A 20,715-nucleotide genomic window follows, 5' to 3' on the forward strand; every position below is an offset into this window, starting at 1 on the left:
CGCGGGGCGGCCACGCTGGGCCGGGCGACTGGCTCACGGCACCTACGGCTCCCTCAGCTCCTGCCGCGGCCTGCGCCTGCGGCCCGTTGGGGCCGCCCTAGTTCTCACGGCCCTCCGCACACGTCAACCAACTTTGCCTTCTCAGTCAAGCCGCCCGGTCCGCGCGTCCGACTTGCCGGAGCCATTCGCTGCCGGTGAACGCGCAGGGTGTCGTCGACCTCCAGCCAGGAGCCGGGTTCCAGACCGGCGTCCTGGCCTCCAGGACCACGCAGTCGATGCCCGCGCGGTGCAGCAGCCGCGCGCCCGTCACCGCTCAGCGACATCCCCACGACCAGACCGTGTCGATGCGCCAAGTCCGGTTCAGACATCTCGAGTTGGTGTTCGGAAAAGGTCCCGTGCGACACACTCCCTTCCATACGCACCGCCGCGAAGGCGGGAGCGCATCCATACGGGTGGGGGTTGGGATGACCGAGTGGAGACCGGTCGTGGCAGCGGTGGCGGGGACACTGCTGCTGGCCGGGTGCACCAGTGGGGCGGATGGGGGTTCCGCCGGTGATGGCACGACGACCGGTCCGGCGCGGAGCACCAGCGGGGCGGACGCCGGCTCCTCGGCCTCGGCGGTCGCGGAGGGCGAGGACGAGGACGAGGACGAGCCGTACACGATGGCCGAAGAGTTGGCGCCGCGGACCCGGACGGAGGCCGTTGCGTTCGTGCGCGGACTCACCGCGCGGGCGGACAACTTCGGGTCCGGTTTCCGCAAGGCGCAGCCGTACGAGAGTGATCCGGCCGAGTGGGCCGTGCTCGACGAGGACTGTGTGTGGCAGCGACAGTCGCTGCCCGGCACGGTGTTGGCGAGCCTCACCAGGAGATTCATGCTCCCGGGCAGCGGGGGCAAGGGACCGGTGCAGGTGTCCCTGACGGTCACCGTCCACAAGGACACCACGGCCGCCCGGCGAGACATGGCCGTGTCCTTGGAGGAGGCGTTGCGCTGTCCGAACCAGCGGTTGAACGCCACCGAGCAGGTCCGGGGACTGTACTCGCGGGCCGATCCGTTCTCCGAGGCGCGCAACGGGGTTACCGACGACGATCTCATCGAGAGCGGGGAGTTGCTCGTCGACGGCACGAAGGGCGCGCTGCCCTTCGACTGGTTCAAGTACCGGCTCGGTCCGGTGACGGTGGCCGCGACGGACCGTATCGGAGCGGGACACGTCGACGAGGAGACGAGACGGATCGCCTCGCAGGTGGCGCAGGGAGTGGCCTACACGGCCGCCGAGATCGACAGCATCGGCGGCAACTCGGCACGGGACGACGCCGACACGGTCGGCAAGGGCAGTACCGCCGGTGACGACACGGAGGGCTCGCGATGAGTGAACCGCTGAGGCCCGCCGACCCCTCCCGCATCGCCGGCTTCCGGCTGCTGCGGCGGCTCGGCACGGGCGGCATGGGCGTGGTCTACCTGGGGCGCAACGACGACGGCACCCTTGCGGCGGTCAAGGTGATCCGGGGCGAGAGCGCCGACGACCCCGCTTTCCGGGCCCGGTTCGCGCGCGAGGCCCAGTTGGCCCGGCGGGTGACCAGCCGTTGGGTGGTACCCGTCCTCGGTGCGGACGCGGAGGCGGCCGAACCATGGCTGGCGACCGCGTTCGTTCCCGGTCCCTCGCTCGTCGAGGCCGTCGCGGAACACGGTCCGCTGCCCGCGGCCACCGCACGCTCTCTGGGCCGGCTGCTGGCCGATGCGCTGACGGACCTGCACGCGGCCGGACTGGTCCACCGGGACGTCAAGCCCGGCAACATCCTGCTGGCGCTGGACGGCCCCCGGCTGATCGACTTCGGGGTGGCACGGGCCGACGACGACACGGCACTGACGGCTTCCGGCATGGTCGTCGGCAGCCCCGGCTTCCTATCCCCCGAGCAGGCCCAGGGTGAACCGGCCACCGCCGCGAGCGACATCTTCTCGCTCGGCGGAGTACTGGCCTACGCGATGACGGGCCGCCCGCCCTTCGGCAGCGGCACACCCGATGCCCTGCTGTACCGCACCGTCCACGACGAACCCGCGCTCGACGGGATCGAGGACGACTCCCGGGCGCTTGTGGCCCGGTGCCTGTCCAAAGAGCCGGGAGACCGGCCGACGGCAGAGGAACTGCGGGGCCTTCTGGCCGAGGTCGACGACCCGGACGGCATCGCCGATTCGCCCGAGCCGGTCGGCGCTCCTCACCTTCCCGACGCGGTCGCCCGTATGATCGCCGCCCGCTCCGCCGAGGGCCTCGCGCTGCCCGAGATCGAACCGACCGAGGTGGACGACTTTGCCGTGGCAACGGCACCCTCCGACGGCGAACCGCAGGACGCGGTGGGTCGGCGCCCGAGCCGGCGGCGGCTGCTGCTGGCCGGCGGGGCGTTGCTGCTCGCCGCGGGAGGTGCGAGCGCCGCCGCAGTGCTCGCGACCCGCGACGACGACAAGGCGCCGCCCGGCAAGGCTCGTCCCGTGTATGTCCTGGGCGTGCACGTCACCGAGTCCACTGCGCTCGTCAGCCGGGTCAGCGAACGCGCCGCCCGGCTCGCGGTCGCCCAGCACAATGCCGACCCGGACCGCGCTTACGACCTGAAGGTCCGAGTCGGACAGGATCGGGGCGACGCGGCCGGCGCCCAGGACGTGGCCCGCAGGTTCACCGCGGACCGGGAAGTGGTCGCCGTCCTCGGGCCCGTCACCGAACTTCCGATGCGGTCGGCCGCGAAGGTCTACGGCCAGGCCGGGTTGACCCATGTGTCGAGTACGACGGGCCAGCAGGACTACTTCGTCACCTCGCCCACCGCGTCCTTCCAGACCGGGATGGCGCACACCGCGCTCGGTGGCTGGGTCGCCCTCCACGCCATGCTCACCAACCGGCTGGGACGTATCGGTGTGGTCCTGGACCGCTCCGGCGGCACCTCCATCCAGGACCAGGCCACCCTGCTGGTGCAGCAGTGGCGGGACGCGCTCGGTGGGCAGGTGGTGCCTCAGGTCGTGGCCGAGGAGACCGGCGACGGCCCGGATGCCGTACGTGCCCTGCTGGCCACCGGCGTAACCGCCTTCGCCTACTTCGGCCCGATGGACGCCACCGTCGCCGCGGCCCGCCAGCTGGCAGCGGCCGGCTTCGACGGCCCTCGCTGGATGCAGCATCTGCTGTACGGCACGGACTTTCCGCGCCGTGCCGGAGCCGCTGGCCAGGGCTGGTACGTGGTCGACTCCGCGGTCGATCCTTCCGCCCTCACCACGAAGGCGGCGAGGGAGTTCACCGAGGCGTGGCGCACGCGTTACGGAGCCGCTCCGGAACCGTACGCCGCGGAGGCGTACGACTCGGTGCGCATGCTGCTCGGCGAGTTCGCCCGGACCGTGCCCGCGCGGACAGGTGCCCGGCCGGTGCGGGCCGAACTCGGTGATCGGCTGGCGAAGGCCAAGTACCAGGGCATGGACCGGACGTATGCCTTCGGTCAGTATCACCAGTTCGACAGCGACGGGCAGGGGTGGATACGCAGTACCTATGTGCATGAGGTGCGTGACGGGCGCTTCCGCCAACTGGGGTCGCTCGCGGATCTTCAGAGCGCGGGGAATGCTCAGGGCTGAGGGGGTCTGACTACCCGGCCGCGGGCCGGTTCCGGAGGATCCGGCCCGTGGGACCGGGGGGAGATCGAAGGGGGTACGTGCGATGGATCGGCTGCTGCCTTCCGACCCGTCGATGATCGGCGGATATCGGTTGGCTGCGCGGCTCGGCGCGGGCGGGATGGGCGTGGTGTACCTGGCTCGCTCCCCGCACGGCACCTGGTGCGCGCTGAAGTCGATCCGCTCCGAGCACGCCGACGATCCCGGGTTTCGCGCCCGCTTCCGGCGCGAGACGGAACTGGCGGCACGACTGAGGGCCCGCTGGACCGTGCCCGTCCTCGCGTCCGACGCCGAGGCCCGCTCCCCGTGGCTGGCCACCGCCTATGTGCCGGGACCCTCCCTGGCAGAGGCTCTCGTCCTGAACGGCCCCTGGCCGACCGCCCAGTTGCTCTCTCTGGGGGCCGCTCTGGCCGAGGCACTGGACGGGGTTCACGCGTGCGGCCTCGTCCACCGGGACGTGAAGCCCGCCAACATCCTGCTCGCCGCCGACGGGCCGCGTCTGATCGACTTCGGTATCGCCCGCGCGGTCGGAGTGACCGCGCTCACGGCCGACGGGTCGGTCATCGGCTCCCCCGGCTATCTCTCACCCGAGCAGGCCCGGGGCCGCACGGTTGGTCCGCCGAGCGATGTCTTCTCGCTGGGCTGCGTCCTCGCCCACGCGGCCACCGGCCGCCCCGTGTTCGGGGTCGGCGGCGCGGCCGGTGTCCTGTACCGGACCGTGCACGAGGAACCCGACCTGGACGCTGTGCCCGACGCGCTCGACGCACTCGTACGGCGATGTCTGGCGAAGGATCCGGATGAGCGACCGTCGGTCGGCGAACTCCGGGATCGTTTCGGCCGGTTCGACGAGCGGGTCTGGCTGCCGGAGGGGCTGCCCGCTCTGGTGGCGGCCCGTGCGGCCCGGGTGCTGGAGCTTCCGGTGCCGCAGGGCACGGTCACCGACGGGCTCTCGGTGGACGGGTGGGCGGACGCCGTGACGCAGGCCGCCGAGCCGATGGCGGGGGCACCGACGTCTCGCCGCCGGGTACTGGCCGCCGGCGGCGCCGTGCTGGGCGTGGGCGTGGTCGGTGTGGGCAGTTGGTGGCGTTGGGGTCGCTCGAATGCGTCCGGCACGGCCGGGACCGGAACGTTGCCGCGGCGGGTGATCGGTCTCCTCGGCGACCGGTCCGACGCCGTGTTCACCGCACATGAGCGTGGCGCCCAGGTGGCTGTGAGCGAACACAACGGCACGGCGGGACGCGCCTTCGATCTCGTACTGCGTACCACCGACGACGGCGGTACGGCGAAAGGGTCCGCCGCGGCGGCCGCTCGGCTGGCCGCCGACCCGGAAGTGTCCCTCGTGATCGGCTCCGGCACCAACGCCACCGCACCGGCAGCGGTGGAGGCCTGCGCCCGTGCTCAGGTCGCCCAACTGGTCACGCGGGCCGACACCAACGAACTCGACGGCGTCAACCTCACCACCACACTGCTGATGCGTCCGACCAGGACCGCCGGACCACCGGCGATCCTGCGCTATCTGAACCGGGTGGTGAAACCCGCGCGCATCACGGTCGTCCACGATCTGACCGACGCGGCGGAAAGCCTCCAGACGGTTCGCTCCATCACCGTGCACAAGAAACTCGACGGCGACGCCACGGTCGAGGAGGTCGCCCCGGACCGCGACTTCGTCGCCGCGGCCCGGCGGATCGCCGCGCGCGGCGACGACGCGGTTCTCTTCGCGGGCGCCCATCCCGACCGGGCCGCGGCCTGCGCTCGCGCGCTGCGCGAAGCGGGGTATCGCGGCCCGTGTGTGGCGGACGAGCACGTGCTCGGCGGCCGTTTCCTGGCAGAGGCGGAGGGTTGGTTGATCGGCACGGGCTACACGGACGCCACGGCCGACCCTCGCATCAAGGCGTTCACCGCGGCCCACCGCGCCCGATTTCGCACCGCCCCCGCTCCCTGGGCCGCCGAGGCCTACGACACCGTCCGCTTCGCCGTCCACGGCCTGACCGCCGCCGGCGACGAAGCCCGCTCCGTGCTCCGCTCCGAACTGCTGCGCCGCCCCTGGCAGGGCATCACCCGCAAGGTCAGCTACGACGCGGACTCCGAGTTCTTCGAGGCCCAGGAGGACGCGGGCGCGTTCCTCTACCGGGTGACGGACCGCACCATCCGCTTCGTGGCCCGTGCGGACGACATCGGCAAGCCGACGAAGTGAGGCGCGGGCAACAGACGCACGCTCAAGCCCACGTCAATGGTTCGTGCCCGGGGTCCAACCTGGCGGACCGAACGCATAGCCCAAGCGGTCGCGCCAGCGCGTGGCGGTTCGTACATCTCGCCAAGTGGCCGCGTACTCATGGAAGGCGACGCGGAGCGGATTGTAGGTGTCGATGTTCTTGGTGAGGCCGTACACGACGCGCTCACCCTCGGCTTCGAACGTGCCGAAGAGCCGGTCCCAGACGATGAGGATTCCGCCGTAGTTGCGGTCCAGGTAGACGTTGTTGGAACCGTGATGGACACGGTGGTGCGAGGGCGTGTTGAAGACGAACTCGATCGGCCGCCACAGGCGGTCCACCCGCTCGGTGTGCAGGAAGAACTGGTAGATGAGGCTGAACGACTGCTGGAGCAGGATCATCCAGGGCGGAATGCCGAGCAGAGCCAGCGGCATCCAGAACGGCAGGGTGGTCATCGGGGTCCAGCTCTGACGCAGGGCGGTGGAGAGGTTGAACCGCACACTTGAGTGGTGGACCACATGGCTCGCCCACAGCACCCGGACGCGGTGGTGGGAGCGGTGGAAGACGTAGTAGGCGAGGTCCTCGGCGAAGAACAGCAGTACCCAGGTCCACACGGACGTGGGAGACAGCTGCCAGGGCGCCAGGCTGTAGAGGGCGGCGTACGCGACGATCACGACGGCTTTCCACGGCAGCGCGATGACCTGACTGCCCGCGCCCATCGACATGCTGGTGACGGTGTCGCGGGTCTCGTAGCCGCGTTCGTCGTCGTCCGGCAGGAAGCGGTAGGAGAGCGCCTCCACCGCGACCAGCAGGACGAAGGCGGGTATGGCGTAGACGACGGCGGGTATCACGGCGTGCCTCCTTCGGGCTCCCGGGTGTGGTGGGTGGCCGGAAGGCCGCGGGCCAGCAGTGCGCGCGCCGCGGCCTCGGCGCCCTGTTCGTCGCGTGAGGCGATGAGTGCGGCCAGCTTCATGTGTCCGGCGACGTCCACCAGTTCGGTGGCGCGCAGCTCCGTCGGCACCTCGCCGGCCGTGAAGCCCTCCCCGACCAGGCTGTTGAACGCGAGCAGGTAGGCGATGTTGCCGGAACCCTGAACGATCAGCCGCCACCAGGCGACGTCCGACGCGGCCAGGTCGGCGAGGTCGGGTCCGCAGTTGATGTACGCGGCGGCCGCACTGACGATCTCTGCCGCGGTCTGTTCCGGGCAGCGGGCGGCGCACAGCCGGGCCGCGTCGGCGCCTATGGAGGCCCGCATCTCCAGGACGTCACGGCGCAGATCGTAGGACGTGGACAGCTGCTCGGTGTGGGCGAGTTGCAGGGCGAGGTCGAGTCCGGCGGTCTGCCGCCAGTCGAGCACCATGGTGCGTCCGCCGTGGCTGACCTCGACCAGCCGCGCCTGCTGAAGCCGCTTCACCGCCTCCCGTACCGCGTGCCGGTTGACCTCGAACTCCGCGGCCAGATCGCGTTCGGAGGTCAGGGGGGCGCCGGCCGCGAGGGTGCCGCTCAGGATGCGATCCCGGAGCAGTGTGAACAACTGGTCGGAGACCGCTTCACGCCTGATGGGCTGCTCTGTCATGTGCACAGCCTGATCATGCTCCCTCGGACTGGTCAACTGGTTGGACCAGATCGATCCGGAGTCAGGCAGGCGATCCGTCGGGGTGCAGCATTCACGGGAAGGATGACCATGCCGGGTCGGCTTCCGATCACATGTTGCATGCCGCCATCGTGCCCGGACAGCGATCGGGTGGCCTGGCAATCACACCGTCACAGTTCTCGCCACTAGGGCCTGTTGCAAAGGTGAATCTTGGTCATGGTTGACCACGTCCTGCGGGGGCATGGTGATCTGACGAACGGCCAGTGGGCCCGGCTGGAACCGTTGTTGCCGCTGGGCATCCAGGGCGGGCCGTCGGCCTGTGTGGACGCGGCGCCAGCTGATCGACGGCATACGGTGGCGGACCCGGACCGGTCCCTCCTGGCGTGATGTGCCGGAACGCGAAGGGCCATGGGAATTCTCCGCAGTTCGACCAGGTTGTGGAAACGATCCGAGTGCCCGGATCGGGGTCCTGGCCAACCCCGCGGGCGACCGAACCGAGTGCGGGGCGACAAGGCGTACGACTCCCGTCGCAGCCGCCCCTACCTGCGCTCACGCGGCATCAAGGCGACGATTCCGGTCCCGGCGGACCGAGTCCGCAACCGTCAGAGACTCGGCTCTCAGGGTGGTGGTCCGCCGAAGTTCGACAAGACCGACTAACGCCAGCACCACGCGGTCGAATGCGGCACCAACCGCCTCAAGCGTCACCGGGCCGTGGCCACGAGGTACGAAAAGCTTGCCGTCCGCTACGAGGCGAACGTGCTGGTCGCAGTTCTCAACGAGTGGCTGTGACCAGCACTTGTCCACGGGCCCTATGGGCCGATGAGCGTCCGGGCATGCGCGATCCACCCCAGCACGGCCTTGGCATCGCACCCCTCGGCGACCGACTCGGCCTCGTCGAGGTGGTCGAGCGCCGCCGGTCGGTCGCCGGTCTCGGCCAAGAGGTAGGCCAGAGCCACCAAACCGGCTGCTTCCCCGGGTCTGAAGCCGATCTCCCGGCGCAGCATCACCGATTCGGTCAACCGCTCGCGGGCCTGATCGAACCGGCCTGCATCCTTGTCGGCAAAGCCGAGATGGCGTACAGCGTAGGACATGGTCATCCGGTCGTCGACGGATCTCGCCAGCGCGTATGACCGCTCGAAGTACGGCCTGCCGGTGGCGCCGTCGCCCTTCACCACCTGATGCCAGCAGCCGACCCAGAACAACGCGTCCGCCTCTCCCGACGCATCCGCGAGACGCTGGTACAACTCAGCCGCGCGCTCAAATAGCACCAGTTCCTGGCTGTTCTCTAGGCGGTCGTTCAGGAAGCGGACGTGCAACACCTTTCCTCGCGCCATGGAGAGCGGTGCCTCGATCGCGTCCAGCGCGTCATCGGATCGCTCCAGCGCCGCCGTGTCCCCGCCGAACATCGCCGCTTCGAACAACTCTCCCGCACGTTCGATCCAGTCCTGCCCTGACATGCCGTGCTCCTCCCCCGTTGGACGATTCGCGTGCTGAGGCTATCCCGGCTCTTCACAATCCAGGGTGTAGTCGTGGCCTGAAGCCGCCGGTTTCCAGCAGGGAGCTGGCGATGTAGTTGCTGAGGTTGCGGAATCCGAGGGCGGAGCCGCGGAGGTGTTCAAGCCGTCCGTTGATGGCCTCGGTCGGTCCGTTGGACGTGCCCGGGCGTTCGTAGTAGGCCAGCACGTCGGTGGCTCGCTTCTTCAGTGTCCGGCCGAGTGTGATGATCTCGCTCAACGCGCTCGGGACGCCCTGGCTGACCGACTCGATCAACTTCACCATCAGCTCTCGGCCGTTCCTCCGATCGGGTTCGCGGTAAGCGGCGATCATCCGCTGGTAGACCCCCCACGTGGCTTCGACCTCAACGTGAGCGTCGCTCGCAAACAGCACGGCCAGTCGGTCCTTCTGCCTGTCGGTGAGCAGGTCAGCGCCGGTGTGGAGGGTTCGCAGTGCGGTATGGAGCGGGTCGCTCCTGCGTCCGCGGTGCCCGTGGATGGCCAGTTGGACACGTCGGCGGCATCGGCCGAGTGCGTCGCCGGCCAGACGCACGACGTGGAATGGGTCCATGACCGCGACCGCGTCGGGCCGTTCCTCGCTGGCGGCGGTCTTGAACCCGGTGAAACCGTCCATCGCGACGACCTCGACGCGGTTGCGCCAGGACTCTTCGCGTTCGGCGAGCCAGGCGCTGAAAGCCTGCTTGGAGCGGCCTTCGACCATGCCGAGCAGCCGGGCAGGGCCGGTGCCGTCGCGGTTGCCGGTCAGGTCAGGTCAGGTCAGATCAATGATCACGGTGACGTACTTGTCGCCACGCCTGGTGTGGCGCCACACGTGCCCGTCGACGCCGATCGCGGTGACGTCGCCGAACCGGCCGGCGTCGTCGATGAGGACGCGCTTCCCCTCGGCCAGGACGGCGTCGTTGGCGGTGTTCCAGGCGACCCCGAGCCCTTCGGCGACACGGGCGACGGTGAGGTGCTGGCAGACGATGGCTTCAAGGGCCCACCCGCAACCCGCGGCGCGAGAGCTTCGCCCGCGGCTCAGCCGCCTTGGTGGTGTCCTGCCGCCACCCGTGCCCACAGTCGATGCAGCAGTAGCGTCGGATCGTGACGTGAAGGATCGTGGGCCGCCAGCCGAGTGGCTCGTGCGCCAGTCGCCGGGTCACGGTGTCACGCGGTGTGCCTTCGCAACCGCAGCGGCGGCACGGTTGATCGGACTCGACGACCCGGCACGCGAGGACCGCACGATCCGGGGCGAGTCGCTGACCGGTGACTTCGAGCCCGAGCTCGTCAAGGCGACAGAACGTATTCATGTCAGCGCGGGCGAAGCCCGCCTCAGGGGTAGCGTCGTGCAAAGTCGAGGTCTTCCGGATGGGCTTGGTGTAGGAACCCCCTTCCTCGGGAGACCAAGTCGCCTACCCGAGGCCACTGACGCGGGGTGAGCTTCCACCGCCGGTGTGACACAGGTTCCGACGGTTGATGATCTGAAGTCATCCAGGTGAGGGCGAATCGTTCTGCTTTGGCCCCGGTCGGGCGAGGGTGACCGGGGCCGGAACTTGAACGGTGGCTTCGGTCGTGGCTTGTGAGCCGTTCAGCTCTGGGGCATTCAGCGGCCGATGTCGTCCAGCTCGGTCAGGTCCTCATGAGAGAGCGAGAGTCCCGCGCCGGCGATGTTCTCGCGCAGGTGCGCCGTCGATGACGTGCCGGGGATAAGCAGGATGCTCGGTGATCGCTGCAGCAGCCAGGCCAGTGCGACGGACATCGGTACCGCCTCCAATCGAGCGGCGACCGCCGAGAGCGCCGAGGACTGAAGCGGGGTAAAGCCCCCGAGGGGGAAGAACGGCACGTACGCGACACCGTCGGGGGCGAGCCGGTCGATGAGCTTGTCGTCGTGGCGGTGGGCGAGGTTGTACATGTTCTGCACGCACACAATCGGCGCGATGCTCTGTGCCTCGGTGACCTGCTCCTCGGTGGCGTTGCTGACCCCGAGGTGGCGGATCAGGCCCTGCTGCTGAAGTTCGACGAGCGTCTCGAACGCCTCGGCGAGCGAGCCGGGCTGGGGACCTTCGGCGTTGCCGAGTCGGAGGTTGACCAGGTCGAGTACGTCGAGCCGGAGGGACTTGAGGTTGTCGTGGACCTGGCGGCGCAGATCTTCGGGTCGCCGGGCCGGAGGCCAGCCACCCTGTTCGTCGCGGGTCGCGCCCACCTTGGTCACGATGTGCAGCGACTCGGGGTAGGGGTGCAGTGCCTCGCGGATCAACTCGTTGGTGACGCACGGCCCGTAGGCGTCGCTGGTGTCGATGTGGGTGATACCGACGTCGACCGCTTCACGCAGAACGGCCAGGGCACCCTCGCGATCGGCGGGCGGCCCCATGACCCACGGGCCGGCCAGTTGCATGGCGCCGTAGCCGAACCGGGTGACGGTCAGGTCACCCAGAGTCCAGGTGCCGCCGGGAAGAGAGGGGGAGGGTGTGCTCATCTTGTTGCCTTTCGTCGTGCACTTGGGGGGTGGCGCCTGCTGCCTCCCTGCATCAGCATTGGAGAGAAACTTCCTGTCGGGAAGTAGGCACTTGGAAGTGCGTAACCCACCCATTGGTGAGAGGTGCGATCAGTGACGACGATGAAGGCGGCCCAGAAGAGGGCTCAGGCCAAGGTGGAGTACAACGCGTTCCTGGCAGGGTGCCCCAGTCGGCAGCTGCTCGACCGGATCTCGGACAAGTGGGTCGTCCTGATCTTGTGCGCGCTGGGCGGCGACAACAGCGCTGGCCAGCCCGGTGCAGCACACGCAGACGCTCCGAAGGCGATGCGTTACTCCGAGATCTCTCGTCTTCTGGCCGGGGTCAGCCAGAAGATGCTGACCCAGACGCTACGATCGCTGGAGCACGATGGTCTGCTCACCCGTACCGTGACGCCCACCGTCCCTGTCACCGTCGCCTACGAGCTGACCGACCTCGGCCTCTCGCTCCACCACATGACGCGCGGGCTCAGAAACTGGGCGCAGGCGCACATGGCCGAGGTCCTCGCAAACCGCGAGAACTACGACTCTCGCACCTCCTGACGACTCACATCCAACCGTCCAACAGCTCCGCATTCTCGGCGCTACACCCTCAACTGCCAAGAGCCGCTATCCCCGCCCTCCCGGCGAAACTCGACAATTTCCGAGGACCGCCTTCAAGCCCCTCTTCCCGCCGCGACCTTGGGGAGAGTGCCACGGACGCGATCCCGAGCTGTCAGCCTGCGCTGACGGCCTGTCCCGGCTTCCGGGTTCAGATGGCCTCGACCGGGCGGACGAGTCCAGTCGCCCCGGTTTTCGCAACAGGCCCGGCCTTCATCGCGACTGCACTGCGTCAATTCGATCGCTACGCGGGGCGAGGCTGGCATCTGCCTCGTACGCGCCGCGCCCGGTTTGATTGGCGTTGAATCGCCTGTGGCGCAAGTGAGTGCGCGACTACGGTGGCCCTCACCGCAACGCGAGCACACAGGGGGATGAAGTGCACAAGCGAGGGTTCACTGGCCTTTTGGCCGTACTCGGACTCACCGCGGCCGCAACAGCGGTGTCCGCGCCCGCTGTTCAGGCAGCTCCGGCAAACGTCCGAACGGGGGTGTCGATCACCTCCTACTCCGACTGTCCGCGCGGCTGGTTCTGTGCCTACGAGCACGAGAACGGATTGGGCAGGATGGCGCGCTTCCAGAAGGGCGCCGCCGACCTTCGCGACTTCCGCCTGAACGACCAGATCTCCTCGGTGTTCAACAACCTCGGAAACGGCCAGACTTTCTGCACCTTCCTGGACATCAATTTCAATGGCGCCACCTGGGTGGTGGGCAACTGGCGTGGAAACACGGCCCAGTACCACCGCGACGAAAACATCAGCTCGCTGGCCCTGGGATGCTTCTAGCCGTAGCTGAGACGTAAGCGGGACCACGCGGCCCGCAGTGCGCAGCGGTCCCCCGCCGGGCAGCACGGCCGAGACCTGCTGGTCGGCGGGGATGCACGGTTCTGTCGTGCGGTGCGCGGGCACCGGCAATGAACGGTCGCTGCTCCGCACCCTCGGGCACGCACACGCCGGGCGCTGGACGTTCTCCGGTGCCAAGTGGGTGAACGGGTACCGGGCCCAACCGACCGCGCCGAAGTCTCGCACCCCAGCAATTCGACGTGGAGCCGCGGCGCAGCGACCTGCGCTGGACCCTGGCCACGCCCCACCCCCGGCCCGGCGCGGAGCCGGCCGGATCCACCGCACCCATAGCGTCGGCCTCTTCGCCCACCCCCCGGCGCCATCGAGTCGGCCGGCCCGTCGTCGTCCCCGAGGCAGTCGTCACTGGGGCTGGCGGCAAGCGGCAGCGCGTCGCCCTCAGCCTGCGCCACCTCGGCCGGAGGCGAGAAGAGACGACGCCACACCACCCTCTCGCGCACCCGCCGGATGACCGCCCGGTTCGCGTTCGACTGCCGCTGATCCGGGTCGGCTGGCCGAAACCGGTCAGGAAAACAGGCACCAAATGGGCACGTGGTGTTAGTAAACGGGCCGCGGCCTCCCGCACCGAATAGCCCTCACCTCCCTGATCGCGGCACTGAGCACGTGGGAATACGGGCACATTCGGTCATGAACCGCTCTACGACGAACCTGGCCACCACCGCTGATCCCCTTGTAGAAATTTGGCCACCGAAGCCGAATGGGACGGGCTCCGGGAAACAGCCGGCACGGGAGCATCGCGCCGGGCGTGAAACGGAGGTGTCGCCGTGGATGCCGAGGAACGAAGACGCGGAATTCTGGAAAGGGCACGTTCTTCCGGTGCCGTGGACGTCGGAATGCTGGCAGCCGACCTCGGGGTTTCCAAGGAGACCGTGAGGCGCGATCTGAATCTCCTGGAGGGGCACGGCCTGGTCCGGCGGACGCATGGCGGCGCCCATCCCGTGGAGAGCCGGGGTTTCGAGACCACGCTCCCCTTCCGCACCACCATGCACATCCCCGAGAAGTCCCGGATCGCGACCGCCGCGGCCGACCTGCTCGGGGACGCGGAGTCCGTCTTCATCGACGAGGGCTACACCCCGCAGCTCATCGCCGCCGCACTCCCCCGTGACCGCCAACTGACCGTGGTCACCTCTTCGTTGGCCACCGCGAGTGCCCTGGCATCCGCCGAACACATCACCGTCCTGCTGCTCGGCGGCCGGGTGCGCGGCGGGACGCTGGCCACGGTCGACCACTGGGCGACGCGCATGCTGTCCGGCCTCGTCATCGACCTGGCGTACGTCGGCGCGAACGGCATCTCCCGCGAGCACGGGCTCACCACCCCCGATCCCGCGGTCAGTGAGGTCAAGTCCCAGGTCATCAGGACCGCCAGGCGCCGGGTCTTCTCCGGTGTCCATACGAAGTTCGGCGCCGTGAGCTTCTGCCGCTTCGCGGACGTCACCGAGTTCGAGGCGATCGTCACCGACGGCGGGCTGCCCGCCTCCGAAGCACACCGCTACTCACTGCTGGGCCCCGAGGTCATCAGGGTCTGAGCCGCGGTTCATCTCCGCCCCATCCCATCCCCCGCACGTCCGGGGGCCTGGTTCCGCACACCCTCGAAACACATCCCTGGAGTTGGTCATGCGCACACGAAGAATGATCCACGTCCTCGCCGCGGCGGCGGCCGCGGGCTCGCTGCTGGTCGCCTGCAGCGGGGCGGGCGGCTCCTCGAGCTCCGGTGGCGACGGCAAGAGCATCAACGTACTGATGGTCGGCAACCCGCAGATGGAGGACATCGCGAAGCTGACGAAGGACACCTTCACGAAGGACACCGGCATCAAGGTGAACTTCACCGTCCTCCCCGAGAACGAGCTCCGCGACAAGGTCACCCAGGACGTCGCCACCCAGGCCGGCCAGTACGACGTCGCCACCATCGGCGCCTACGAGGTCCCCATCTGGGAGAAGAACGGCTGGCTGCACGAACTCAGTTCGTACGCCGACAAGGACACGAGCTTCGACACGGCCGACCTGCTCAAGCCGATGGTCACCTCCCTGTCCGGCTCCGACGGCAAGCTCTACGCCCTGCCGTTCTACGGCGAGTCCTCCTTCCTCATGTACAACAAGGACGTCATGCAGGCGAAGGGCATCACGGTGCCCGAGCGTCCGACCTGGCAGCAGATAGCCGACATCGCGGCCAAGGTGGACGGCGCGGAGCCGGGGATGCGCGGCATCTGCCTGCGCGGACTGGCCGGCTGGGGCGAACTCGGCGCGTCGCTGACGACCGTGGTCAACACCTTCGGCGGCACCTGGTTCACCAAGGACTGGAAGGCCCAGGTCAACACCCCGGAGTTCAAGAAGGCCACGAACTTCTACGTCGACCTGGTCCGCAAGCACGGAGAGGCGGGAGCGGCGCAGGCCGGCTTCACCGAGTGCCTGAACGCCATGAGCCAGAAGAAGGTCGCGATGTGGTACGACGCCACCAGCGCGGCCGGATCGCTGGAGGACCCGAGCTCCAGCAAGATCGCCGGACACGTCGGCTACGCCTACGCGCCGAACGCCGAGACCAAGAGCAGCGGCTGGCTGTGGAGTTGGGCGTGGGCCATGCCCAAGACCACGAAGAACGCCGACGCCGCCTCGAAGTTCATGCTGTGGGCGTCCGGCAAGGACTACGAGAAGTTGGTCGGCGAGAAGCTCGGCTGGTCCCGCGTCCCGGCCGGCAAGCGGGCCAGCACCTACGAGATCCCGCAGTACCAGAAGGCCGCCGCGTCATTCGGTGACATCACGCTGAAGTCCATCGAGCAGGCCGACCCGGCCAACCCCGGTGTCCAGCCCAGGCCGACCGTGGGCGTCCAGTACGTGGCCATCCCCGAGTTCCAGGACCTGGGCACCAAGGTCACCCAGGAGATATCCGCCGCCATCGCCGGCAAGACCAGCGTGGACAAGGCCCTCAACGACGGCCAGAAGCTCGCCGAGGACGTCGCCAAGAACTACCGGTGACCGTCACCGCCCGGCCGGCCGCCGAGCCGGCCGGGCCCCCTTCCCGACCCCCGGCCGTCACCGGCAGAGGAACCTCCATGACCACGCTCACCACCCCACCCAAGACCGCTTCACCACCCCACCGCCGGCACGCGACCGCCGGTGCCGGCAAGTGGCGGCGCCGCATCCCGCTGCTGCCCGCACTGGTTTTCACCATCGTCGTCACCCAACTGCCCTTCGTGGCAACGCTCGTGATCTCCACGTTCCAGTGGAACATCCTGCGGCCGGGCGAGCGGCACTTCGTCGGCCTGTCCAACTTCAAGTTCGTCTTCACCGACGAGCGGCTGCGCACGGCGGTGCTCAACACCGTCGTACTCACCGCGTCGGTGGTCCTCATCAGCGTGGTCCTCGGCCTGGGCCTGGCGATGCTGCTCGACCGCCGCTTCATCGGCCGCGGTCTGGCACGGACGATGCTCATCGCGCCGTTCCTGGTCATGCCGGTCGCCGCGGCGCTGCTGTGGAAGCACGCCATCTACAACCCCGACTACGGCCTGCTCAACGGCACCCTCAACGCCGTGTACCGCCTCTTCGGCGCGGACAACGGCCCCACGGTCGACTGGGTGTCCTCCTACCCCATGCCCGCCGTCGTCCTCTCGCTGGTCTGGCAGTGGACCCCGTTCATGATGCTCATCCTCCTGGCCGGTCTGCAGGCACAGCCCGGTGACGTCCTGGAGGCGGCCCGCGTCGACGGGGCGTCGGCCATGGCGACCTTCCGCTTCATCACCCTGCCGCACCTGCGCCAGTACATCGAACTGGGCGTCCTGCTCGGCACGATCTACGTCGCGCAGACCTTCGACGCGGTCTACACCATCACCCAGGGCGGCCCCGGCTCCCGGACCACCAACCTGCCCTACGAGATCTACCTGACCATGTTCCGCAAGTACGAGTACGGCCAGGCGGCCGCCGCCGGTGTGGTCGTCGTACTCGGCTCGATCGTGATCGCGACCTTCGCGCTGCGCACCATCGCGTCGCTGTTCCGCGAGGAGGTGTCCCGATGACCACTCACGCAGCCGTCGCCGCGCCCGGCGCGAGACTCAGGAAGCTGGTCCGCCGCCACGACGACCCCGGCGGTACGCCCCGCCTCTCACCGCTGTGGACCTTCGTCGCCTGGCTCGCCACCCTGGCGTTCTTCGCACCGGTGGCATGGATGGTGCTCACCTCCTTCCACCAGGAGGCGGACGCGGCGACCAACCCGCCCAGCCCGCTGGCGCCGGTCACCTTCGACCAGTACAAGCTGCTGTTCAGCCGGGACATCACCCCGTTCCTCCTCAACTCGGCCATGGCCAGCGTCATTTCGACGCTGCTCGTGCTCGCCCTGGCGGTGCCGACGGCCTACGCGCTGTCCATCAAGCCGGTCGAGAAGTGGACCGACGTGATGTTCTTCTTCCTGTCCACCAAGTTCCTGCCGGCCATCGCGGCCCTGCTGCCGGTCTACCTGATCGTCAAGGACGCCGGGATGCTCGACAACGTGTGGACGCTGATCATCCTCTACACCGCCATGAATCTGCCGATCGCGGTGTGGATGATGCGCTCGTTCCTCGCCGAGGTGCCCAAGGAGATCCTCGAGGCCGCCGAGGTCGACGGCGCCGGTCTGCCCACGGTGCTGCTGCGGATCGTCGCACCGGTCGCCATGCCGGGACTCGCCGCCACCTCGCTGATCTGCTTCATCTTCAGCTGGAACGAGTTCATGTTCGCCGTCAACCTCACCGCGACCAATGCCTCGACCGCCCCGGTCTTCCTGGTCGGCTTCATCACCAGCGAGGGTCTCTTCCTCGCCCGGCTCTGCGCCGCCGCCACCTTGGTCTCCCTGCCGGTGCTCATCGCCGGTTTCGCCGCCCAGGACAAACTGGTCCGGGGCCTGTCCCTAGGAGCAGTCAAGTGAAAGCCGCCGTCATCGAAGCCCCCGGCAAGGTCACCGTCACCACGGTGCCCGACCCCACCCCCGGGCCGCGCGAGGTCGTGGTCGACGTGGCGGCCTGCGGGCTGTGCGGGACCGATCTGCACATCCTCCAGGGCGAGTTCGCGCCGACCCTGCCGGTCGTGCCGGGCCACGAGTTCGCCGGCGAGGTCGTGGGCCTGGGCAGCGAGGTCACCGAACTCGCCCTCGGCGACCGGGTCGCCGTGGACCCCTCGCTGTACTGCAACGAGTGCCGCTACTGCCGGGTTGGCCGCAACAACCTGTGCGACCGGTGGCGGGCGATCGGTGTGACCGTGGCGGGTGGTGCCGCCGAGTACGCCGTGGCACCCGTCGCCAACTGCGTACGTCTGCCCGACCACGTGGACGTCCAGGACGCGGCCCTGATCGAACCACTGTCCTGCGCCGTGCGCGGCTACGACGTGCTCAACAGCAGACTCGGCTCCCACGTGCTCATCTACGGCAGCGGCACGATGGGCCTGATGATGCTCGAGCTGGCCAAGCGCACCGGCGCCTCCTCGGTGGACGTCGTCGACGTCAACCCGGAGCGGCTCACGACGGCCGAGAAGCTGGGCTGCTCACGGACGGCGCTCTCGGCCGACGAGTTGGGGCGGGCGGACGGCTGGGACGTGGTCGTCGACGCGACCGGAAACGCCGCCGCCATCCAGGACGGCCTGGAGCGGGTCGCCAAGGCGGGCACGTTCCTGCAGTTCGGGGTCGCCGACTACGCGACAACGGCCACCTTCTCCCCGTACCGCATCTACAACCAGGAAATCACGATCACCGGCTCCATGGCGGTGCTGCACAGCTACGAACGCGCGGCGGAACTGTTCGCCACCGGGGTGCTCGATCCGCAGGTCTTCATCAGCCATCGACTACCGCTCACGGAATACCCGCAGGCCTTGGCCCAGTTCGCCGCCGGCCAAGGACGCAAGATCGTCGTGCTGCCCTGACACCTGCCTCAGGAAGTCCCGGCGGCTCGGTCGGACTCGCTGCGCAGAACGCAGAATTCGTTGCCTTCGGGATCGGCAAGGACAGCCCAGCCGGAGCCGTCGGGATTGCGGCGATCGGTGACAAGGGTGGCCCCCAGGTCCAGCAGCCGTTCCACCTCCTGCTCACGCGAGGTCTCTGGACGCGGACACAGATGGATCCGGTTCGTCATCGTCTTGGCCTCGGGCACCTGGTGGCAGAGCCGGGCATCCCGGCGTCAAGAGACGGGCATCGCGCCGTCAGTGCGGTCGAGTACGTTCTCTCCATTCGGCCCGACAGGCGGGCCGCCGAACTGGGAGGACCCGTCGCCGTGAGCATCCACATGCACATGCGCGCCGTCGCGGAATCCGAGATCCGGGACGACCACACCTGGCTTGCAGCGTTCATGTGGGAGGCGTGGGAGAACCACCCCGACGAGTACGCAGCGGGCATCGCCGAGTCGATCGACAAGGTCTGGGGCTCCGTCAATGACCTCTATGCCGCTACCGATGTCCTCGATGCGGATGCCGACGACTCTTGGGAGCTGCCGATTTACGGCGGGCGGCCAGCGGCCCACAGCGCCGATGCCGACCCATCCAACCCACCCTTGGGGATTCTGGAGCCGCCTGTGGTGTCACAGGCCGCAGGCTTCCTCGCACGTGTCCCGTTCGACGAGCTGTGGAACGCCGCCGGTGCCAAGCTCGTCTGGGCCGGCTGGGACGAGGCACAGGTCAGGCAGGAGTTCCTCGACTATCACAGGGGCCTCCAAGGGTTCTATGGGCGGGCGGCTGCAGCAGGCCATGCCGTGGTCAGGGCGGTGTGGGCTTGAGACGTGGTCGCGTGCCGGTCACAGCCATTCGTTGATGGCGGCAACCAGCAATGTCGCTTCGCAGCGGCAGCAAGTTTGTCGCATCGCGTGGCGACGGCCCGGTGCCGCTTCAGCCGGTTGATGCCGCACTCGACGGCGTGCCGGGCCTTGTGGCCCTCCGGGTCGAACTTCGGTGGACGGCCGCCGCGGGAGCCGAGCTTCTCTCGGTTGCGGGCCTGGTCGACCTTGTCAGGGATGGTGCAGCGGATTCTACGTCTGCTCAGGTAGGCGCGGTTTTTTCGGGAAGCGTACGCTTTGTCGGCGCGCACGCGATCGGGCCGAGTGCGCGGCCTGCCAGGCCACATGCGGGGCACGCGGACCTTGTCCAGGACGGGCTCGAACTGCGGGGAGTCGACGCGCTGTCCGGCTGTGACCACGATGGACATGGACTTCTGCCCCTGCTCGGCGGCCATGTGTAGCTTGGTGGTCAGGCCGCCGCGGGAGCGCCCGAGCTCATGGTCGTCCGCCTCGATGGCGATGCCGCCGGGCGGTTTCTTTTGCAGGTCCCCCTTTTCCTTGCCCCGGCCGCGTGCTGGTGGGCCCGGACGAAGGTGGAGTCGACGTTGAAGTCCCAGGTGATCAGGTCCTGGGCGTCGGCCTTAGCCTGCAGCTCGGTAAAGATCCGCTGCCAGATACCGTCTCGCTGCCAGCGGCGAAACAGGTCGTACGCCCGACCTCAGTGCCCATACCGCTCCGGAACATCCCGCCACGGCGTCCCGGTTCGGGTCCGCCACCGTATGCCGTCGATCAGTCGTCGCCGGATCCATATCGCCGGCCGGCCCGGCTGCTTGCCCCTCGGCAACAGCGGCTCCAGCACCGCCCACTGCGCATCCGTCAGGTCTCCTCGCCCCACGGATCGAGATCATTGCATGCTCAAGATCCAGCCCGGCAGCACCGCCAGGCTCATGCCGGCCCACGCAGGTTCGGCCTGCGGTCGCTGTGTCACGGTCGCGCTACGCCTCGCGGATACTTCTGGCCACGCAACCACGGTGGCCGAAAATGTGTCTCTGAGCGCATGGCACGGTCGCTGCGGAGGGGGTGAGGCTCCGGCG

At 68.8% G+C, this 20,715-nt stretch carries 16 protein-coding genes and 3 pseudogenes; 12 read left to right on the plus strand and 7 right to left on the minus strand.

Features of this window, described 5'->3' with window-relative positions; all coding sequences use genetic code 11:
• The first annotated feature begins 464 nt into the window (after positions 1–464).
• The 3 genes from ACFQ6S_RS07575 (at position 465) to ACFQ6S_RS07585 (ending at position 5,831) form a co-directional block, all read left to right on the plus strand.
• Positions 465–1,367, plus strand: a complete 903-nt coding sequence (locus ACFQ6S_RS07575; RefSeq protein WP_383404798.1) for a hypothetical protein — start codon at positions 465–467, stop codon at positions 1,365–1,367.
• Positions 1,364–3,601, plus strand: a complete 2,238-nt coding sequence (locus ACFQ6S_RS07580) for a bifunctional serine/threonine-protein kinase/ABC transporter substrate-binding protein (RefSeq protein WP_383404800.1) — start codon at positions 1,364–1,366, stop codon at positions 3,599–3,601. Before ACFQ6S_RS07575 ends, ACFQ6S_RS07580 begins: the two co-directional genes overlap by 4 nt.
• Positions 3,602–3,683: 82 nt before the next feature.
• Entirely contained in the window at positions 3,684–5,831 is a 2,148-nt protein-coding gene (locus tag ACFQ6S_RS07585) for a bifunctional serine/threonine-protein kinase/ABC transporter substrate-binding protein (RefSeq protein WP_383404802.1), read from the plus strand.
• Between the two features lie 33 nt (positions 5,832–5,864).
• On the opposite strand, the gene ACFQ6S_RS07590 is transcribed toward ACFQ6S_RS07585, so the two are convergent.
• Both ACFQ6S_RS07590 and ACFQ6S_RS07595 read right to left on the minus strand, forming a co-directional pair.
• Positions 5,865–6,698, minus strand: a complete 834-nt coding sequence (locus tag ACFQ6S_RS07590) for a sterol desaturase family protein (RefSeq protein WP_383404804.1) — start codon at positions 6,696–6,698, stop codon at positions 5,865–5,867.
• On the minus strand, positions 6,695–7,423 hold the full coding sequence (locus ACFQ6S_RS07595) for a FadR/GntR family transcriptional regulator (protein ID WP_383404806.1): 729 nt from the start codon (positions 7,421–7,423) through the stop codon (positions 6,695–6,697). The genes ACFQ6S_RS07590 and ACFQ6S_RS07595 overlap by 4 nt, the downstream gene beginning before the upstream one ends.
• A gap of 234 nt (positions 7,424–7,657) precedes the next feature.
• On the opposite strand from ACFQ6S_RS07595, the gene ACFQ6S_RS07600 reads away from it, so the two are divergent.
• A complete protein-coding gene (locus ACFQ6S_RS07600) occupies positions 7,658–7,828 on the plus strand; it encodes a hypothetical protein (protein ID WP_383404808.1) in 171 nt (56 codons plus the stop codon).
• Between the two features lie 422 nt (positions 7,829–8,250).
• Here ACFQ6S_RS07600 and ACFQ6S_RS07605 read toward each other — a convergent pair whose 3' ends face one another.
• The 3 genes and pseudogenes from ACFQ6S_RS07605 to ACFQ6S_RS07615 all read right to left on the minus strand — a co-directional run bounded on the left by ACFQ6S_RS07605 (position 8,251) and on the right by ACFQ6S_RS07615 (position 11,410).
• The gene (locus ACFQ6S_RS07605) at positions 8,251–8,898 is read right to left on the minus strand and encodes a tetratricopeptide repeat protein (RefSeq protein ID WP_383404810.1); all 648 of its coding nucleotides are present in this window, start codon (positions 8,896–8,898) and stop codon (positions 8,251–8,253) included.
• A gap of 52 nt (positions 8,899–8,950) precedes the next feature.
• Positions 8,951–10,244 (minus strand): annotated as a pseudogene (locus ACFQ6S_RS07610) (ISL3 family transposase).
• A 293-nt stretch (positions 10,245–10,537) separates the two neighbouring features.
• A complete protein-coding gene (locus ACFQ6S_RS07615) occupies positions 10,538–11,410 on the minus strand; it encodes an aldo/keto reductase family oxidoreductase (RefSeq protein WP_383404812.1) in 873 nt (290 codons plus the stop codon).
• Between the two features lie 141 nt (positions 11,411–11,551).
• Between ACFQ6S_RS07615 and ACFQ6S_RS07620 the strand changes: the two genes are divergently transcribed.
• The 7 genes from ACFQ6S_RS07620 (at position 11,552) to ACFQ6S_RS07650 (ending at position 18,779) form a co-directional block, all read left to right on the plus strand.
• Positions 11,552–11,989: a winged helix-turn-helix transcriptional regulator gene (locus tag ACFQ6S_RS07620; RefSeq protein WP_383406480.1), complete on the plus strand. Its 438-nt coding sequence runs from the start codon at positions 11,552–11,554 to the stop codon at positions 11,987–11,989.
• A 544-nt stretch (positions 11,990–12,533) separates the two neighbouring features.
• Positions 12,534–12,827, plus strand: coding sequence for a peptidase inhibitor family I36 protein (locus tag ACFQ6S_RS07625; RefSeq protein ID WP_383404814.1), 294 nt, complete (start codon positions 12,534–12,536; stop codon positions 12,825–12,827).
• Between the two features lie 839 nt (positions 12,828–13,666).
• Positions 13,667–14,428 carry a DeoR/GlpR family DNA-binding transcription regulator gene (locus tag ACFQ6S_RS07630; protein ID WP_383404816.1) on the plus strand — a complete coding sequence of 254 codons (762 nt, stop codon included), beginning with the start codon at positions 13,667–13,669 and terminating at the stop codon, positions 14,426–14,428.
• Positions 14,429–14,516: 88 nt separating this feature from the next.
• On the plus strand, positions 14,517–15,872 hold the full coding sequence (locus ACFQ6S_RS07635; RefSeq protein ID WP_383404818.1) for an ABC transporter substrate-binding protein: 1,356 nt from the start codon (positions 14,517–14,519) through the stop codon (positions 15,870–15,872).
• A gap of 77 nt (positions 15,873–15,949) precedes the next feature.
• A complete protein-coding gene (locus ACFQ6S_RS07640; RefSeq protein WP_383404820.1) occupies positions 15,950–16,909 on the plus strand; it encodes a carbohydrate ABC transporter permease in 960 nt (319 codons plus the stop codon).
• Positions 16,906–17,793, plus strand: a complete 888-nt coding sequence (locus tag ACFQ6S_RS07645) for a carbohydrate ABC transporter permease (protein WP_383404822.1) — start codon at positions 16,906–16,908, stop codon at positions 17,791–17,793. Before ACFQ6S_RS07640 ends, ACFQ6S_RS07645 begins: the two co-directional genes overlap by 4 nt.
• The gene (locus ACFQ6S_RS07650) at positions 17,790–18,779 is read left to right on the plus strand and encodes a zinc-dependent alcohol dehydrogenase family protein (protein WP_383404824.1); all 990 of its coding nucleotides are present in this window, start codon (positions 17,790–17,792) and stop codon (positions 18,777–18,779) included. Before ACFQ6S_RS07645 ends, ACFQ6S_RS07650 begins: the two co-directional genes overlap by 4 nt.
• A gap of 8 nt (positions 18,780–18,787) precedes the next feature.
• On the opposite strand, the pseudogene ACFQ6S_RS07655 reads toward ACFQ6S_RS07650, so the two are convergent.
• Positions 18,788–19,012, minus strand: a pseudogene (locus ACFQ6S_RS07655) (VOC family protein); the annotation flags it as partial.
• A 114-nt stretch (positions 19,013–19,126) separates the two neighbouring features.
• On the opposite strand from ACFQ6S_RS07655, the gene ACFQ6S_RS07660 reads away from it, so the two are divergent.
• Entirely contained in the window at positions 19,127–19,624 is a 498-nt protein-coding gene (locus ACFQ6S_RS07660; RefSeq protein ID WP_383404826.1) for a DUF1877 family protein, read from the plus strand.
• 18 nt (positions 19,625–19,642) lie between these two features.
• Here the strand turns inward: ACFQ6S_RS07660 and ACFQ6S_RS07665 are convergent.
• Positions 19,643–20,516 (minus strand): annotated as a pseudogene (locus ACFQ6S_RS07665) (IS5 family transposase).
• Between the last annotated feature and the right edge of the window lie 199 nt (positions 20,517–20,715).

The sequence above is a fragment of the Streptomyces sp. NPDC056479 genome (genome assembly GCF_042795335.1).
Classification (GTDB): domain Bacteria; phylum Actinomycetota; class Actinomycetes; order Streptomycetales; family Streptomycetaceae; genus Streptomyces.

Bases quoted from the DNA above. Each gene is read 5' to 3' on its own strand.
- ACFQ6S_RS07580 (WP_383404800.1), top strand. From the start codon at position 1,364: ATGAGTGAACCGCTGAGGCCCGCCGACCCCTCCCGCATCGCCGGCTTC.
- ACFQ6S_RS07575 (WP_383404798.1), top strand. From the start codon at position 465: ATGACCGAGTGGAGACCGGTCGTGGCAGCGGTGGCGGGGACACTGCTG.
- ACFQ6S_RS07645 (WP_383404822.1), top strand. From the start codon at position 16,906: ATGACCACTCACGCAGCCGTCGCCGCGCCCGGCGCGAGACTCAGGAAG.
- ACFQ6S_RS07620 (WP_383406480.1), top strand. From the start codon at position 11,552: ATGAAGGCGGCCCAGAAGAGGGCTCAGGCCAAGGTGGAGTACAACGCG.
- ACFQ6S_RS07640 (WP_383404820.1), top strand. From the start codon at position 15,950: ATGACCACGCTCACCACCCCACCCAAGACCGCTTCACCACCCCACCGC.
- ACFQ6S_RS07585 (WP_383404802.1), top strand. From the start codon at position 3,684: ATGGATCGGCTGCTGCCTTCCGACCCGTCGATGATCGGCGGATATCGG.
- ACFQ6S_RS07600 (WP_383404808.1), top strand. From the start codon at position 7,658: ATGGTTGACCACGTCCTGCGGGGGCATGGTGATCTGACGAACGGCCAG.
- ACFQ6S_RS07605 (WP_383404810.1), bottom strand. From the start codon at position 8,898: ATGTCAGGGCAGGACTGGATCGAACGTGCGGGAGAGTTGTTCGAAGCG.
- ACFQ6S_RS07615 (WP_383404812.1), bottom strand. From the start codon at position 11,410: ATGAGCACACCCTCCCCCTCTCTTCCCGGCGGCACCTGGACTCTGGGT.
- ACFQ6S_RS07595 (WP_383404806.1), bottom strand. From the start codon at position 7,423: ATGACAGAGCAGCCCATCAGGCGTGAAGCGGTCTCCGACCAGTTGTTC.
- ACFQ6S_RS07635 (WP_383404818.1), top strand. From the start codon at position 14,517: ATGCGCACACGAAGAATGATCCACGTCCTCGCCGCGGCGGCGGCCGCG.